The 16,248-nt window shown below is 52.9% G+C and carries 13 protein-coding genes and 1 tRNA gene; 5 read left to right on the top strand and 9 right to left on the bottom strand.

The features are described from left to right. Window positions 1-34 precede the first annotated feature (34 nt). Entirely contained in the window at window positions 35-430 is a 396-nt protein-coding gene (locus tag C5Y96_RS25795) for a response regulator (protein WP_105359412.1), read from the bottom strand. 314 nt (window positions 431-744) lie between these two features. Here C5Y96_RS25795 and C5Y96_RS25790 point away from each other — a divergent pair, with 314 nt between their 5' ends. Beyond that, complete coding sequence (locus tag C5Y96_RS25790) at window positions 745-1,047, top strand: hypothetical protein (RefSeq protein WP_105359409.1); 303 nt, start codon at window positions 745-747, stop codon at window positions 1,045-1,047. 29 nt (window positions 1,048-1,076) lie between these two features. Here C5Y96_RS25790 and C5Y96_RS25785 read toward each other — a convergent pair whose 3' ends face one another. Further along, window positions 1,077-2,006, bottom strand: coding sequence for a hypothetical protein (locus tag C5Y96_RS25785; RefSeq protein WP_105359407.1), 930 nt, complete (start codon window positions 2,004-2,006; stop codon window positions 1,077-1,079). A 268-nt stretch (window positions 2,007-2,274) separates the two neighbouring features. On the opposite strand from C5Y96_RS25785, the gene C5Y96_RS25780 reads away from it, so the two are divergent. The 4 genes from C5Y96_RS25780 (at window position 2,275) to C5Y96_RS25765 (ending at window position 4,084) form a co-directional block, all read left to right on the top strand. Beyond that, complete coding sequence (locus tag C5Y96_RS25780) at window positions 2,275-2,691, top strand: hypothetical protein (RefSeq protein ID WP_105359405.1); 417 nt, start codon at window positions 2,275-2,277, stop codon at window positions 2,689-2,691. A gap of 211 nt (window positions 2,692-2,902) precedes the next feature. Next, complete coding sequence (locus tag C5Y96_RS25775) at window positions 2,903-3,262, top strand: STAS domain-containing protein (RefSeq protein WP_105359402.1); 360 nt, start codon at window positions 2,903-2,905, stop codon at window positions 3,260-3,262. Window positions 3,263-3,423: 161 nt separating this feature from the next. Beyond that, on the top strand, window positions 3,424-3,849 hold the full coding sequence (locus tag C5Y96_RS25770; protein WP_105359400.1) for an ATP-binding protein: 426 nt from the start codon (window positions 3,424-3,426) through the stop codon (window positions 3,847-3,849). Window positions 3,850-4,011: 162 nt separating this feature from the next. Beyond that, window positions 4,012-4,084: transfer RNA gene (locus tag C5Y96_RS25765), tRNA-Asn, on the top strand. Between the two features lie 340 nt (window positions 4,085-4,424). Here the strand turns inward: C5Y96_RS25765 and C5Y96_RS27535 are convergent. The 7 genes from C5Y96_RS27535 to C5Y96_RS25730 all read right to left on the bottom strand — a co-directional run bounded on the left by C5Y96_RS27535 (window position 4,425) and on the right by C5Y96_RS25730 (window position 16,240). After that, window positions 4,425-4,598, bottom strand: a complete 174-nt coding sequence (locus C5Y96_RS27535; protein ID WP_158261432.1) for a hypothetical protein — start codon at window positions 4,596-4,598, stop codon at window positions 4,425-4,427. Between the two features lie 672 nt (window positions 4,599-5,270). Further along, complete coding sequence (locus tag C5Y96_RS27650) at window positions 5,271-7,340, bottom strand: YecA family protein (RefSeq protein WP_199188799.1); 2,070 nt, start codon at window positions 7,338-7,340, stop codon at window positions 5,271-5,273. An 897-nt stretch (window positions 7,341-8,237) separates the two neighbouring features. After that, on the bottom strand, window positions 8,238-10,664 hold the full coding sequence (locus C5Y96_RS25750; RefSeq protein WP_105359396.1) for an arylsulfatase: 2,427 nt from the start codon (window positions 10,662-10,664) through the stop codon (window positions 8,238-8,240). A gap of 358 nt (window positions 10,665-11,022) precedes the next feature. Continuing rightward, window positions 11,023-11,397 carry a response regulator transcription factor gene (locus tag C5Y96_RS25745; protein WP_105359394.1) on the bottom strand — a complete coding sequence of 125 codons (375 nt, stop codon included), beginning with the start codon at window positions 11,395-11,397 and terminating at the stop codon, window positions 11,023-11,025. A gap of 164 nt (window positions 11,398-11,561) precedes the next feature. Continuing rightward, window positions 11,562-12,182, bottom strand: a complete 621-nt coding sequence (locus C5Y96_RS25740) for a response regulator transcription factor (protein ID WP_105359392.1) — start codon at window positions 12,180-12,182, stop codon at window positions 11,562-11,564. Window positions 12,183-12,274: 92 nt separating this feature from the next. Further along, window positions 12,275-14,146, bottom strand: coding sequence for a sensor histidine kinase (locus C5Y96_RS25735; protein ID WP_158261431.1), 1,872 nt, complete (start codon window positions 14,144-14,146; stop codon window positions 12,275-12,277). A gap of 690 nt (window positions 14,147-14,836) precedes the next feature. Then, window positions 14,837-16,240, bottom strand: a complete 1,404-nt coding sequence (locus tag C5Y96_RS25730; protein ID WP_105359387.1) for a DUF1501 domain-containing protein — start codon at window positions 16,238-16,240, stop codon at window positions 14,837-14,839. Window positions 16,241-16,248: the final 8 nt, after the last annotated feature.

The raw sequence follows: 16,248 nt of genomic DNA, 5'->3' as shown, positions 1-16,248 counted from the left end.
GATTTTTGCCCACCGGAAATGGGATCGACAGGAACTAGGCCTGCAGATTGGCATCGACCAGCCGTCGCATGGTTTCTTGAAGATGCTCAGGCAGAAACGGCTTGACCATGAAGTCTTGAGCCCCTTTTCGTACCGATTCAGCCACCAGCGAGGTTTGATTCAACGCGCTGACCATGACCACCTTGGCGTCCGGATCATGGTTGATGATCTGTTCCAGTCCATAGATACCATCATGTTCTGGCATGACAATATCCATGGTTACCGCGTCAGGACGAAGTTCCTGGTACTTTTCACAGGCTTCTTTGCCGTTCTGTGCTTCGCCTGCCAGGGTCCAGCCGTCTTCGGTCAACGAGTCGATGACCAGTTTGCGCATCAACATCGAATCATCACAAACAAGCACTCGGCCACGTGAAGGATTAGATGTACTCATATTTCTTAGCCCCGAAAGCAAACATGTTACCAGTGCCGGATTGCATCTCCGACGATCCTTACATGGATAGGTTAAAGAACCGAGTCACGTGAGGGGGGAAGCAGTCAAATTGCAAGTCTTCAATCTCGCGTAGCAGACTTCTCGGAATAACCGATACGTTCGGCAGACGCTGACAAATCCTTACAGGAGAGAAGATCCATGACTTGCCGGATTTGCTCAGGCTAGCAGTGCCCATGGTTCGAAGATTGGACTAACGGACCACTAAGTCTGTATTTCATCATGCACCAAGTTTCAGCGATTCAGCGGAGCTGACCGTGGAAATCAATCGCAATCAATACTTCATGATCGGGGTGGTACTGCTCGCTTTGGGCATCCAATTCCGCCTGGTCGACTCGGTAACACTGACTCAGGAAGCGAGCCAGTTTATTTCGAAACAGTTCAATTCGAAGAAGGCCGAGCCGAGCGACGTCCCGACAGCATTTGTCGCGGCTGCCGAAGATTCCAACATCATCTCGGCCAAGAAGACGATCAAGCCTCCTCAATGGTTGGGGTGGGCATTGATCTCGATGGGCGCGGTCCTGGTGCTTCATAGCCTGGCCATGCCGAAGCCTGGTTAGCCAGCCTTGGCACGACTCTGCCGTACATTCTACGGAGTGTAATACGGAACATATCGAGGGTTCTCGGCACCGTAGTATCGCGGATTGCCACGCAAAACATTGGCATCGCGAACCGAACTGTAAGGCCGTAAGCGAACATCTTCCAGGCTTGCCGAAAACGTTCCTTGCCCCGGTATGACCAGCTTAATGACCAGGGTTCCCAGTGGCGATACGCTGCCATCGGTAGCCGGTGAGATCGATTGATATGGCAACCGTGCCACGCGTGAATCGTAACGCGGAAACGTTTGATCCAGCGGGATTCGCCAACTGCCAATCTTCACGAATCGAGCGCCGTGGCCATGCGGCACGCTTGAAAACGATGATTTCTGGAATGCATAAAGTTCTGCTTCCAGGTGACCTCGTGCCGCGGTTGGTAGTCCCTGCGAGTCTTCTGGGGTGAAGGTGACCTCCAAGCCATCGACAATCGGATCGCTATCCCAGCTCTTGAAGGTTGCCCAAGACGAAATACTCGAGACCGGGGCCGTCGTCGGACCAGCTTCCAATTGTTCGATTTCGACTTCGTTTTCTCTGGGAGTGGACGGAGGGCCGAGGGTTATGACATTGGCAGGCGTTTCTGGCTGCCCTTGGGCATTTTGAACGGTGGTGATCAGGGTGGCCAGTTTCTCGAACGAAGCGGGCAATTCGTTGATGGTTAGATGGCGTATGGCCGTCCAAGAGATAGGACGGCTTAGTTCAATCGAACCACGACTCGTTGTGAGATGGACGGTATGGAAATCACTTTTGGGGGAAATCCTGCCACGGAAGGTCCTGCCGCTGGATGTCGTGAGTTCGACAATCGCCGAGGGGGCGAGGTCCTGGGCAAAGACATGTCCGGATGCCAGAGTCAGGAAGCTGCCAATCACGAACAGAAATGCCACGGCAATCGGAGCGATCGAGAGAGAGGTCATGGAGTCGTACATGGTTGCCTGCAGCTAGGACAAGTTTCACGGGATAAGGTCCTCCTTTCGGAACGCAGCTGCAGTGCCAAGCCAGTAGGACTTGAAGGGTGGAATCCCCTAAGTGATTTAATGATAATGAGATGCGGCGATTGCTGGGGTGTCGCCGATTGCTGCGAAGAGGCAACGAAGATGTTTTTTCGCCGCATGATGATTTCCTAACGCATCATCGCAGTTCTCGACCTACACTTGGGCGGTTTTTCGTTAGATAGAAGGTGCTGCGAGAATTGCCGTGAAAAAAGTGCTGCCGAGCCTGTTGAGTGTTTTCTGCGTCGTGATGAGCTGCCTGGTTGCGTTGTCGCCACCTGGGAAGAATGCATCGGCCGAAGAAAGTGCGGCGACCGTTACCGATCGCATGAAGTCGGCTCAGCAGCAACAAGAAAAGCTGACACGTCTACGCGAAGGGGCGGAAATTGTCGACTCGAAGGGGACATTCGAGTGGATCGGAGATCGCCTGAGCTTCGTCCCCGAAAACGAGAAAATGGTTCTGAAGATATTAGAAAACCGAATGATGGAACGCGTTGTTCAGGCCCAGGAAAGCTCGACCGGTGAACTGGTCTGGCTGGTTTCAGGGACGGTAACGGAATTTCGCGGGGGCAATTTTCTGTTAATAAAGCATGTGGTGCTTACCGGCAAGCGGGGCGAATAGCCCGCTGTGCGAGGGGTGTGTTATGTCAGTCGAGCAAATCTATTTGTCGTTGACAGCGCGTAAGTGGAAATTATCATAGGCTTTAGCGTTTGAGACGATTCTGTCGCTGAAGTGGCCTGTAAGATTCTCAGAATGCTCATTTTTCCTTTGTATTCGCGATTCGCGTTACGTTAGAATTCTGCGAAGTCTTCAGGTAAAGGAATTGAAAGCAATGTCGGACCAAAAGCGCCTCAAAGTAACCGAGGTGGAGGACGTCACCGTAGTCGAGTTCAAGGATCGTAAGATCCTGGATGACGTCCAGATACAAGAAATCGGGCAAGAATTTAACGACCTGGTCGAGGTCGATAAGAAGCGAAGCATTTTGCTGAACTTCTCCCATGTCGAATTCCTTTCGAGTTCGGCTTTGGGAAAGCTGATTAGCCTCGACAAGCAGGTGAAGCAGCAGGATGGGCATCTTAAGATGAGCAACATCCGTCCGGAAATTATGGAAGTATTTGCCATAACCCGGCTAAATAAGTTGTTTGATATTAAGGACGACGTTCCCGACGCATTGGCTGCCTTTCGTGGCTAATTGGGAGTCCCTGTTTTCCGTTAAGGGATTTTGTCGCTAAACTAGTGCTATCACCCATCTTTCGATGTGGTGTCTAGCGGCCAGCAGACATCAGTCGGGAAGAAGGCGTTCCTGACTGGCTTTTCCCGTAACACTCCTCCCATTCGTGATTGCGCTTAGTTATGGGCGATGACAACAACTGGCTTTGGTCGAGCAAGGAAACAATTCCTAGTGATACGGCCGAAGGACAGCGTCTCATTAAAGAATTGCTGACTCAACTCGAGCGAGCCGAGTGGGCCATGCATGACAGCTTCGGTATCCACCTGGCCGCCGAAGAGGCCATCGTTAATGCAATCAAACATGGGAACAAGCAGGATCCGAATAAATCGGTTGAAGTCGACATGCGCGTCGGTAAAGAACGCGTCCTGATCCACATCACCGATGAAGGCCCTGGATTTAAACCTGCCGACGTCCCAGACCCAACCCTGGACGAAAACCTGGACGTCCCCTCCGGTCGCGGCGTTATGCTGATCAAGGCCTACATGACCGAGGTCTCGTATAACGAAAAAGGGAATTCGGTGAAGATGGTGAAAAACCGGTCCGCCTAGCCTGGATCCAGACCAATTCTCTACGGCGGAACAGAACCTTCCTTCGGAAGAATTGTCTTCTTCGATAGCATCGGAATTCTTTCTTTTCACTACCCAGGCAACTTTCGCGATAGGTGGCCTTGAAAGGGAAAAGGAAAAACGTAAACTTAGCTGTTCCTCTGATCCCCTGTAGCTCAGTTGGTAGAGCAGGCGGCTGTTAACCGCCTTGTCGCAGGTTCGAGTCCTGCCGGGGGAGCCTTTTTATCCTTATGGCGAACCAAAGCCTCAGGGGTTAACACATCGGGACGGTCACCACCTTCGGCGACGGTCCCGTTTCTGTTTTCTTGGCCGAAATTCTCAGGCTTCACTTCTGGAAAAAGGGTCAGGCTGTACTCTGCCCGCTTCTCCTCAGTGTCGACGAAATGTAGATCCAGCGACTGAATGAAGAGGTGAAGAATGCACCGCTTCTCATCCGGATCGTCTTCGGCCAGGATTTCGCCAGTGTCTTTCCAGTTCTCGATGAATTCCCTGGCCGAATCAGAGACCCGCTTAATCGGGGACTCTTGTTCGGTCATGGTCTTAATGTCCGCCTGAAGCTAATCTCGCTCGGCTTCCAGTTCCTTAAGCTCGGTCCCCACGCTAGCGATCCCGAACTTACCGAGCGCCTTCAGCACTTCGATCAGATTTTTGATCTCGGACTGGACACGCGTCAATCGATGGCGAGCGATGTCGATCAACCGGAGCCGCAACAGGGTTATTCGTTGATTCAAAATTTTACTCGCGGCCCGGTTACGGCAGTCGTTGTCTTACTACTTGGCGGATCGTTGTGAGTCCCGTCTTTCAAAACGCGTAAGGAGGGCGTGGCATTTGTCTTAAACCGAGCGAAATGACGGTTCGTCCTGTGCACGAAAGAAGACGCCCGCAAACCGCTATCTGATCGACTACACTGCAAGGAAACTTGAGTTGCGGTCGGTCGTTTCCACCGCTGCGACTTTGGGTGATTCGTTCCTCTAGGCGGACGATGCAGCTTCAGCAGATTGTGACGAAGCGAAACTGCAGGAGGCGGTGGAGAATGGCGATCATGAACGGATAGGTAATATCCGAATCTCAACCGCCGCTTGCCAGACCGAGAGGCCGCATTGGAAGCTACTATTAACGGCCGCTCTTGGCCCAAACGCGTTCGAATTCGATACGTCCCGAGTCGCCCTGTTCTGTCGGCCACGCTCGCATAGGCGAGCTACTGCCGCTCTTTCCCGAGCGTAGGGAAGCAAAACTGGACCTTCTTATATCGGAAGGTCGTCGGGGACCTCACCCATGTCTCTACCAACGAGCCTGCGGATCGTACCATGCGGAAGTGCTTGGAATCCCGTGCACCGCCCAGAGAACTTCTTGGAATCCGTTGTGGTATCCGCCGATCGGTGTTGTCAGAAACGCAATCGATTTCACAGGCAGCATTTCTTGTATTTTCGTCCGCTTCCACAAGGACAAGGTGCATTGCGTCCTGGCCGCTTTTGCCCAGACGTGCGTTTCTTCGCATGAGCAGCATCTCTACGCATCTGCTTTGCGTCTTGCCCCGTTCTGATGTTAATGGAGTCGAAATGTTTTCCGCCGATCGAGAAATCAATTACGTCTCCATCTCGCTTCATTATCGACCACACTGGAGGTCCTGTTTCTTCCGGTGGCATTTCAACATCGATTCCTTGCCTCTTAAAGTACTCCGCTTCAAAGATGTCGGCGTAGTCTGCATCGAGTCGCACCATTGTTGAACCATCTTCCGCATCCTCAGGCATCGCTACGGCACCATGCCGCAAATAGAATCCGGCGAAAACTGCTTCGTCTTCATTCGTTACGAGTCCATGAAGGGTCTTTCTCCACGCCAAGAACTCCGTCAACTTTTCTAGTGTATCAATCTTTAGAATGATGGACTCCAGCGTGTCAGTGTCGACAACCCAAGGATAACTAACATCGCCCGCTGTTTCCATCCAGCATTCCAAATCGGATGCTATGAAACCGAAGTACGAATCAAGGGCAACGACCGGAAAAAAATGGTCAAATTTCGTGGTGTCGATCGTTGCAACTCTGTTGCCTTTGTTGTCGAACAGATCGACAGCCCCACTCGCGGACTTTAGGTACTCGATCACACTCACTGCTTGGTCATAGCCCGCCTGGATGGTCTTTTTTACATCGGTAACAAGTCGAGAAACTTTGTCGTCGCGTTTCTTCACGGATCGAAGTGGAGATGCCTTGCTCTCAACCACAAAGACCGTATCACCATTTATGAGTAAAAGGTCCCGTTCAGCAAGCTTCCCTTCTGGGCCGACCGGTATGCAATAGCTTCGGTAGCGCGTCGCGGAATCAAGAACAGTTGAAAAAAGTCTCGACGCTTCATCTTCTAGTGCGGCGTCTCGTCGCTTTCGTAGCTGAGCAGCGAGCTTCGGCGTGTCGAAGCACTCCGGCAATCTCGTGAGCGGCGCATAGGTGCAATAACAAACATCAAGCAACATGAACGATCCGTCCTCAAGTCGTGCGAAGGGTCGTGACCGAACAATGTCTTCGTCATACGGTGTTTGAAAATCTTGATTCTTCTCCCCAGGAGAAAACGAGAACGCCTCAAGAAATTCTTTCCCGTGACCATCCGAAATACCGTCAAGATCTCGTGGAGCGAATAAAAGGCATTCGTTTATCGTCTGAACACCATCGGCAAACTCATGTCCGACTTTCTCATGATCTGGGTGGTTGCGCATGAAATGGTGTAGTTCTTCATTACTCGCACCGTCCGCAGCCATCTGCTTGAAAATCTCCCAGTGCTCGTATACTGGCGACATCAACTTTCGAGCAGATTCAAGTCTCTCTGGGACAATACGGTGAATTCGCTCAAAAGCGGCGTTTATTTGCGAGACGCTCACGCCGAGTGCAGGCTGAATTACACGGGAACAAAACGGAGAGAACAAGCGGTCAATTCGATTCCGTGCCTGCTCTGGGTACGTTAACTCTCCTTGGATCGCACTCAAGAGACTTGTCATACCTGCAATCATCCGTTGTTGACGATCGTCTTTCGCTCCATCAATATCCTTGAGGTCGTCAAGCATTTCGCGATAAAAGAATGCTTGCCACAGGGTTCCGCAAATCTCCAGTAGCTCGTCCGTATTCGGGTCTTCGGAGATCGCCCCAGACTTAAAAGCTACTTTGGCACAAAGTGCTCGAAGATATCGGGAGTGCCCCATTAAATCAGATACTGGAATACCAACCAAAGGCGCAACGTGCTGAAGCTCCTTCAGGTTTAAGCTCCATAAGAGGCCGGGAACCGTTTCAGGCGTTAGCGTTTGTTCAACCTTCTGAATCTGACGTTCGATTTGCTTGTCGAGCCGCCGCTTCTCGTTGTCAATGGCCTCAGCATCGCCCTTGATCGATTCGAGGTGTCCGTAATAGGTCTGTGGATGCATGAGTTTTTTCTCTTTGAGTCTGATCTTGATATGACATTGTGGCGCGAATTTGGGTTCGCGGACAGTCATCTTCTCACCAGCAGATTGCCAGCCTCATAAACCGAAACCTGCGCAGTTTCTGTATCACTGAGATGGCACCAGCTCCCGGTTGGTTGTAATCCCGAATCTCCGGGGAAGAGTTGCTCAGGAGGGCGTGTCCAGTGCGCAATGACGAGTAAGATAATTCTTGTCGTAGATCGTGACGCAGTTGGTTTCTAATTATCGTCGAGAGCATTCCGATGAGCCCTATAAATGTTCCGACAAGAAAATCTTTCCACGAGAAGTCGTTGCTGTAAATCACTGATATTTAGTCGTTTACGAAAATCGTGTGCAACGAAATCGCCCACTTTTCGCCGCCTCCACTCGACCCACCTTGGCTATTTTGACAAGGTGGGTTTTTCTTTTGAGTTGCACAGAAAGACTATCAGTAAGATCTGACGTGAATTGCTCACATGTCTGATTTTGTGTCTGATCTGATCGGCTGGCTTAGGATTCTAAAAACCACTTTTGAAGAGTAGGCGGTCCTTGTGATGGCGCGCGAAGTATAAAGCGTACTACGAAAAGATATGCGAGCGACAACATCCCATGACGGTTCGTACTGGGTGATTTACAGGACTAACTCTGACCGCTTCAACTGCCGCCAGCCAATCAAGTTAAACGCTCGACTTCAGATGTGCGTGTGATGAGTTCCCGCCAAAAAGCATTTCTCTGACTTGAGCACACAAGTTTGCTGTGTCAGAAGGCCTGCGATGGTGACAACTTAGAATATGGTACTAAGAATTTATGCCCAGGAAGACGTAGGCTTGGTCGCTGGAATGTCTGCCATGGCGGCACTCGGCGCGAAGCCGAGTGCCGCAAGCAGAACGAACGATAGATAGAGACAACGATTAGCCGGGCCAGCTTCCCGCTGGCAGGCTCTTCGCGTCATTACCACTTCAACATGAGGCGCTTGGCCTCCTGTTCAAGGTTCAAGTAAGGCTCGCCCTTGACCGATACGGCAACGCCTTGGATCTTACCCCCGGTGAACTTGCCGGGAGCTTTGTACAACGTACTCACCGCATCACCGCTGTCGTAACCGACGCAGAGGCCTTCACCGGAAAGGGTGAACTTGCCCGGCTGGGTGCGCATCTTGCCGGACGCCACCACCTTGTCGTCGATATACAGCTTGGTCTCGCCCAGAAACTCGCTGTGTTCGCCCTGGCCTGTCTTCTCGAACTCCATGCCTACCGTGTATTTACCCGGCTTCAGCGTCACGTCGGACTCGAACACCTGCTCGGGCTTGATGCCCAGGAAGTTGTACACGTAGTAGAGCTTATTGTCCTTGATGAACAGCGAATGACCGCCAAAGCGGGAGCCCATCGCGAAGATCACGCCTTCGGTCTTGTCGGTGATCTCGACGTTGGCGAGGATCTTGTAGGAACGACCTCGCACGTTGACCGCCACGCTTTCCGATACAGGTTCCGTATCCGGGTAATACTTGTAGGTATCGTGGGGAGGTTCCTCACTGGGTCGCGGGAGCCCTGCAATCGTCACAGGAAAACGATCATCCAGTGGCAGCACGTTGTTCTCTTTCGCCTGTTGCATCCAGAGGTCTTTGAGCTCCTTCAGCTTTTCCGGGTACTTGTCGGCGAGATTGTTGGACTGAGAGCGGTCCTCCTCCATGTTGTAGAGTTCCCATTTGTCGCTGTCGAAGTGGCTCTTGTTGCCCATCGGAACGTGCACGGAGGCCGCGTGCCAGCCGTCCTTCCAGATGCCCCGCGTGCCGAACATCTCGTAGATCTGAACCTTTTTATGCGTCGGGTCGTTCGGCTTGGCATCAAACGTGTAAGCCATGGAAACGCCGTAGAGCGGGTACTGCTTCACGCCGTGATTGAACTCGGGCATTTTCAGACCGGTGATCTCCAGCAACGTCGGCACGATATCCGTCGAATGATGGTACTGGTGGCGAAGCTCGCCACGTGCTTTGATCCCCTTGGGCCAGCTGATGACTAGCGGATCCGCAGTTCCCCCCTCGTACTCTGAGTAGCGTTTGAAGAACTTGTACGGTGCCGAGAAGGCCGCAGCCCAGCCGGTTGGGAAATGCTCGTAGGTGTCCGGGCTGCCTAGCTTGTCGATGTACTTCATGTTGTCTTCGAGACTGTCCGGAAAACTATTGAAGAACTTGTTCTCGTTTACCGAACCATTGGGCGAGCCCTCTCCGGAGGTACCATTGTCGGCAGCGTAGATGATCAGGGTGTTTTCGTACTGGCCTGTTTCCTTCAGGTAGTCGATGACACGACCGATCTCATAATCGGTGTAGGAAGAATAGGCCGCCCAAACCTCTGCCATGCGGTTGAAGAGTTGCTTTTCCTGGTCGTTCAGGGAATCCCAGGGGCGTACGTAATCCAGCGGATTGGCTTCGTCTTTGGGAAGGGGGTTAACAGCGGTGTTGACGGTATTTTCGGGGATGATGCCTTTCTCCTTCATGCGTTTGGTTACCCATTCGCGATAGGCGTCGTAACCGTCGTCGAACTTGCCTTTGTATTTCGCGATCCATTCCTTGGGAGCCTGGTGGGGCGCATGGTTGGCACCAGGATTGAACCACATGAAGAAGGGCTTGGACGGGTTGGAGGCGTTCTTGTTGCGGAGCATCTCGATTGCCTGATCCGCGAGGTCCTTGGATAAGTGATAGCCATCCTCAGGCATGTATGGCTGGTCGATGAAGTCGTTGTCCTTCACCAGGTCCGGATACCACTGGTTGGTCTCGCCGCCGAGGAAGCCGTAGAAGCGATCCCACCCCTTCTGCAGCGGCCACTCGCCGCGATACCCGCCCGGTGCCACGTCGACTTCCGGCACATTGTGGTCCTTGCCGAGCCACAAGGTAGCGTAGCCATTGGCCTGCAACACTTCGGAAATGGTCGTTACCTCTTTGGGAAAGCGGGTGCTGTAGCCCGGGAACCCCTCCGCGCCTTCGCTGATGTTGGCATACCCGTTCATCCAGTGGGTGCGGCCGGTCTGCAGCGTGGAGCGTGTGGGTGAGCACAATGAGGTGGTATGCCAATTGGTGTAGATCAGCCCGTCGGCGGCGAGGCTGTCGAGCGTCGGCATGCTGAGGCGGCCACCGTAGGGAGACCAGGCCGCCTGGCCCGTGTCGTCGTATAGTATGAAAAGGATATTGGGGGCTCCTTCGGGTGCCTTTGGGGGCATGAAGGGCTTCCAGTCCGGTTGGGAATCACGGACGTCCAGCTCGATCTTGCCTTTAAACCCTCGAAGAAGATCGGGTGAGGAATCGTCGGCTGATTTTTGTTGCGCCCGCACCGAAGTAGCAAGCAGCAGTGCCGCTATAAAAGCGAGGGCTGTTTTTGTAGTACTCATAATGACCTTGCATTTCAAATAAAGGTAAACGCGTCTTTTGAAGTCGCCTGTGATCAGAAGAATTGCATGAGCAAAGATGAACGTGGGCCTAGTGGCTATTGCAGGTCGGCCCACGTCGAGTTAGCAGCGCCGGATCACTTGGTTCGACCTGGCATCACAACCTTGAAATTCGGGGGGTACTTGATGGGAAAAGTCTTCTTGGGCAGACGCCGTCACCACCGTTCCACAGACCACGGTCATAATCACGGTTGAAGCGATAATCGGACGGCATAAACTACTCAGCATTCTCATCTTCAGATCCTCTCTTTTTCAGGGAGTATTGAAAGTAAGCGAAACTCTGTGGATGTACTTTGAGCTTTTACTCCATGTGCTCGATGGCTCTTTCGATTACCTCAAGGAGTGCTTCCGTATCAAAGGGTTTGCATAGGAAATCCGTGGCACCTGCCTGCAGGGCCGCTTGCCGTGAGTGCTCGTCTTGATGCGACGTAATGAACACGATGGGAATGTGCTGATTAGCGACCGTCAGCATTCTCTGAAGCTGTAGACCACTCACCCTTCGGAGATGCACGTCGAGGAGGAGACAGTCGGTATGTGAAGCGGCGTCGCATTCCACAAATTCCTCGGCTGAGGCGAACGTCTCGACCGCATAACCACTGCTTTGCAGCAATCGTTGTAGCGCTCGGCGAACAGACTCATCATCGTCAATCACGGCAACCTTGAAGGGTGGTGCCATCGCAATCGATGCTCCGACCGCAGTCGATTACTCTCCAGCTCAGGCGGAGTCGCACGACTCGCAGTCCGGGAAGTAACGAAATACGACAGGCGGTGTTGTTAGCAACTAAGATGGCACTCGAGAGCACAGCTGCAAATCATCTCTTGGGATGATGCAACCTATACTTAAGGCGTAGAGACGCCAGATTGATCCACCATGTGAACCAGGTCGGCAATCGATGCCGCTCCCATCTTCTCCATCACGTGGCGACGATGAACTTTGACGGTCGGCTGGGAAATGTTTAAATGTCCAGCGATCTGCTTGTTCATTAAGCCCTCGCACACCAGCATCAGCACTTCATGTTCACGTGGCGTCAACGACTCGATGCGTTCGAGAATGTCCTTCACTTCGCTCCTGTCCCGGCGCATGCGGATATGCTGATCGATTGCCTGACCTACGGCGTTAAGCAGCACTTGATCATCGACAGGCTTGGGTAAGAAGTCGACGGCCCCTGCCTTGATGGCACGGACGGACATGGGAATATCACCGAAGGAGCTGATAAACACAATCGGCAAATCAACTTTCGAATCAGACAATTCCTGCTGCAAGTCTAGTCCGCTCAATCCCGGCATGCGGACGTCGAGAAGTAAACAGCCTGGGACATCGGCTCGCTTGTGATCCAGAAATCCACGAGCCGAACTGAAGACCTCGACACGCAGGCCGACCGATTTCAGTAAACGGGCTTTTGCATTTCGAACGGACTGATCATCGTCGACGACATAAACAGTGGCATTTTTGTACGGCATGGTCTTGTGTTACGTCATCGAAGGGGGAAGGTGTAGGCGAAGGACAGGGCCTGTTTCTGGATTGCTCAGTTTATGTATTCAGTATTGCTCTATTATGCATCAGGGGATGCAACCGGCAAACGGACGTGGAAGGTGACGCCTCGGTTGGCATTCTGCGTGGCCCAGATTTCTCCTCTATGTGCGTTCACAATCGATTGACTAATCGACAAGCCCATGCCCATGCCGCCCGTCTTCAGCGTGTAGAACGGGGCAAAGATCTGACTTAGTTGGTCATCGCTCAAGCCAATGCCAGAGTCTTCAACTGTCAATTTCACGAACTGAGCGTCGTGTGTCGTACGGATGTTAACTTGGCGCAACTCCGGATCGATATCCTGCATGGCCTGAGCGGCATTATTCAACAGATTCATGATCACCTGTTGTAGTTCGATTTTATCCCCATTGATGGATGGCAACGTGTCGTCAAGCTGTTTATGAATGATGATGCCTCGATTCTCGGCATCCGGCGCGGCAAGCTCGATTACCTCATGGACTGCACCGTTCAGGTCTAATGGCTCTTGAGTTGGCGATTCCTTGCTGACCAGAGATCGCACACGATTGAGTATGCCTGCGGCCCGGTTTCCATCGCCTACAATGTCGTGTAAGGCGGCATCGGCTTCCTCAGAGTCAGGCGGCGTTTGCCGAAGCAACCGGATCGCCGCCTGAGCATTACTCACGATAGCGGAGAGTGGTTGGTTCACTTCATGGGCAAGAGACGCAGTCAATTCACCGACAGTTGTCATGCGGTTGACTCGCGCGAGTTCAGACCTGTGCTGGCGTGCAAGTTCTTGACTGGCCGCAAGGGCTTGTTCGGCCCGCCATCGCCGAAGTCGAGCGAACAAGAGTGCTGTGATCAGCAGGGATTGAAGGACAACAATCGTGCAGGCGGCAACCAAAATCCAGAGGTAGCTCTCCCAGAACGTCGGCTCTCGATATCGTACAATCGAGCCTTCCGGTAGTATGTCTTCGTGGATGCTCAAACGCTGCAGTTGGCGAGCATCGAACATGAGTTGATTCAACTCTTCGCCGACCAAGGGAATATCCGACGCTCGTTCCCCCTGAAGAACTCGGGCTGCCATTTGACCTGCTATTTCGCCCTGGGTTTCAATCTGAATGAGACTTCCGCCCGTGATCCCGTGACCTAGCAGCGTGTCCCAAAGACCAAACACAGGCGCGGGGCAAGCATTGCTTATTTTCTCGATGACTTCTCTCGTGACGTAATTATCGCCGGACGTATCCTCTTGGTAGGACAGCATCAACACGACGGTGTGTGGTTCGACTTTAGCCACGCGATCGAGCAGTTCCGGCAGCGGAAGCCCTGTCAGGTACTCGACGTTTAAGACCTGCTCGTATTGAGCAATTTGGGAAGCTGCTAGATCACGGATGCTCTTGTCCAGAGGCGAAGTGCCACCAATTACTAACAGATGTTTAGCTTTCGGATAAATATCCAGGGCAGAACGAAGCGTTGCATCCACACCCAAGTGATACACAACGCCAGTTACGTTGGGCTCAGCGCAAGCTCGTTTCGCCAAGGCATCCTCGACACTGCAGAAGACTATCGGGACGTCGGGGAATATGGCATCCCGATGGGCCAATGTAAACTCAACCGCATCTACGGCAACTGGAATTACCACCTCGACGTTGCTATCTCCATACTTTTTTTGCAGAAGGGCAATCCAGTCGCGAACGTACTCTTCATTTTTATAGCGGGACAGATCAAGGTATTCGACTTCCAGTTCTGCACCCTGGGCCAGCTGTTCCGCGAGAGCCCGCCGAATACCTCGGTCCCTGTCGACGTTGATGGGCAACAAAGTCCGAAAGCTATAGAGAACGACGATCGTTTTCTTTCTCCCTGTCTCCGCTGTGTGAGAGAACGTTGCTCCAGCGAACAAAGCGGCGAACGCAATAGTGACGATAGCACGCTGCAATAGCGTCCTTATCCCACAGTAAGAATTCTTCGGAGTTTGATTGCCAAAGGGAGATGTCATCTCAGTGTCAATTTACAGTTCACAGCAGTCGGTATCGACGTAGCGGGACGTGCCGCATGGGTGCCCTATAGCGGTAGATCAAATTTCAGCGTAGCCTGCCGTTTGTTATCCTGCAATCGCTAAAAGATTGAGCCCGCTGCTTTATGAATGCTTAAGATACGGCTCGGGCACCAATAATACCTGTTGGAACCAACGTGCATCAGGAGACAGCGTTCTGAGTTAGACTCGAGGTCCTATGCCAAGTCTTGCGATTCGCCAGGATTGCCCTGGTTCAGTCGTGTCAAAACCTGCGTTACCCGTGACCGGCTAACTCCTAGATACCTGGCAAGAGCAGCCCGGCTTTCGACGATTCCGTTGTCGAGAAGAGACTGGTAGAATCGGTCACGCGCCAGCGGATCGTGTTTAGCCTTGGGAGTTTCGGCAGGCTCCGACTCCGCTTTCAGATCGCCCCAAGGCAGCAGATGGACGTTCCGTTCCTTTCTGGAAGTCGTTACTAGGCAAAGACCTAGCTCAACAAACGGGGTGTTCGCTGAGTGGCCGATTCGGAGAGAGGGAAAATAATTCACGCGTCTCAAATTGTCGAAGCTCGCCAGGATTTGGTTCAATTGCGACGCAATACTTTGTTACGCGTTATGCGATCAAGTCCGAAATCACCTCGCCGCCAAACTGGCTGAGTTGCTTGAATCGGCCCCCATGAAAGTAAGTCAACTTGTTATCGTCTAGACCCAGCAGATGTAGCAGTGTCACGTGCAGGTCTCGAATCGGATGAACCGTTTCCACGGCTGATCGTCCCAGTTCATCGGTTGCCCCGACGATGCCAGGACGCACGCCGCCACCGGCCATCAGCATGGTCATTGCCTGGTTGTTATGGCCGCGGCCCAGCGAGTAGACGCCACCTCGCTTGTTGTTATCCGGAGTTCGTCCGAACTCGCCGGTCCAGATCACTAGCGTGTCTTCCAGCAGACCGTGCTGTTTGAGATCCCGAATCAGCGCCGCAACCGGTTTGTCGACACTCTTGATGCGGGACGTATGACCTCGCTTGAGATAGTCGTGACTATCCCAGCCACCGCTGAAAATCTGCACGAAGCGAACCCCTTTCTCTACTAGTCGCCGCGCCATCAAGCACTGCCTTCCAAAAGCTTTCGTCTCGGGCTCATCCAGTCCGTACATCTGGTGCGTGGCTTCGGTCTCTTGCTGAAGATCGATCACGTCCGGCACCTCGGCCTGCATGCGGAACGCGAGTTCGTAACTTTCCATGCGAGCCATCAGCCTCTTGTCTTCCACGCCGAGCGAATCTTGGTAGGTTGAATTGAGCACAGCTAGTTCATCGAGTGCTCGCTGCTGATGATCTCTCGACTTGTAGGCCGGTGGCGCAAGATCGAGAATCGGTGACCCTTCCGAACGCAGACGAGTTCCTTGATAGTACGGCGGCAGAAAGCCGTTGCTCCAGTTGCCAGGGCCACCTTGCGGCAGCGCCATCTCGGTCATCACCACGTAGCCGGGCAGGTTCTGGTTGACCGTCCCCAGGCCATACGTTGCCCAGGCACCAATCGCCGGATCACCGCCCAGCCGGCTACCTGTGTTCATGTGATACAAGGCCTCGGGATGGTTCAGCGATTCAGCCTGGCAGCCGCGATAGTTGCACAGCTCGTTGGCCACATACGGATCGGCCAGGTGTTTCCACTGGTCGCACATCCAAATTCCGTTGTCGCCCACTTGGTTAAACTTGAAGGGGCTACCGACGAAAAACTTAAAACCCTTCTCGAGGCCACCGGTTAGCTTCGACTCTTGCTTGTGCCGCTTGGAAAGCTCTGGCTTAGGATCGAACGTATCCATATGTCCAGGCCCTCCTTCCATGAACAGCATAATCACGTTCTTCGCCCTCGCAGGTAGCATCTGCTGTTTGGGGGCCAGCGGAGAATCATTCGCTGCTGCATGGGCGGTGCCACTTAGCAGGGACGAAAACGCGACACTGCCAAGTGACGCTCCCAGGCCATACAAAGCTTGACGACGGGTAAGTTGATGGGCGTTCATGGGGCACC

The organism is Blastopirellula marina (assembly GCF_002967715.1).
In the GTDB taxonomy this organism is placed as follows: Bacteria; Planctomycetota; Planctomycetia; order Pirellulales; family Pirellulaceae; genus Bremerella; species Bremerella marina_B.
Note: the sequence above shows the minus strand (reverse complement) of the source record. Positions and strands in the feature narration are given on the sequence as shown.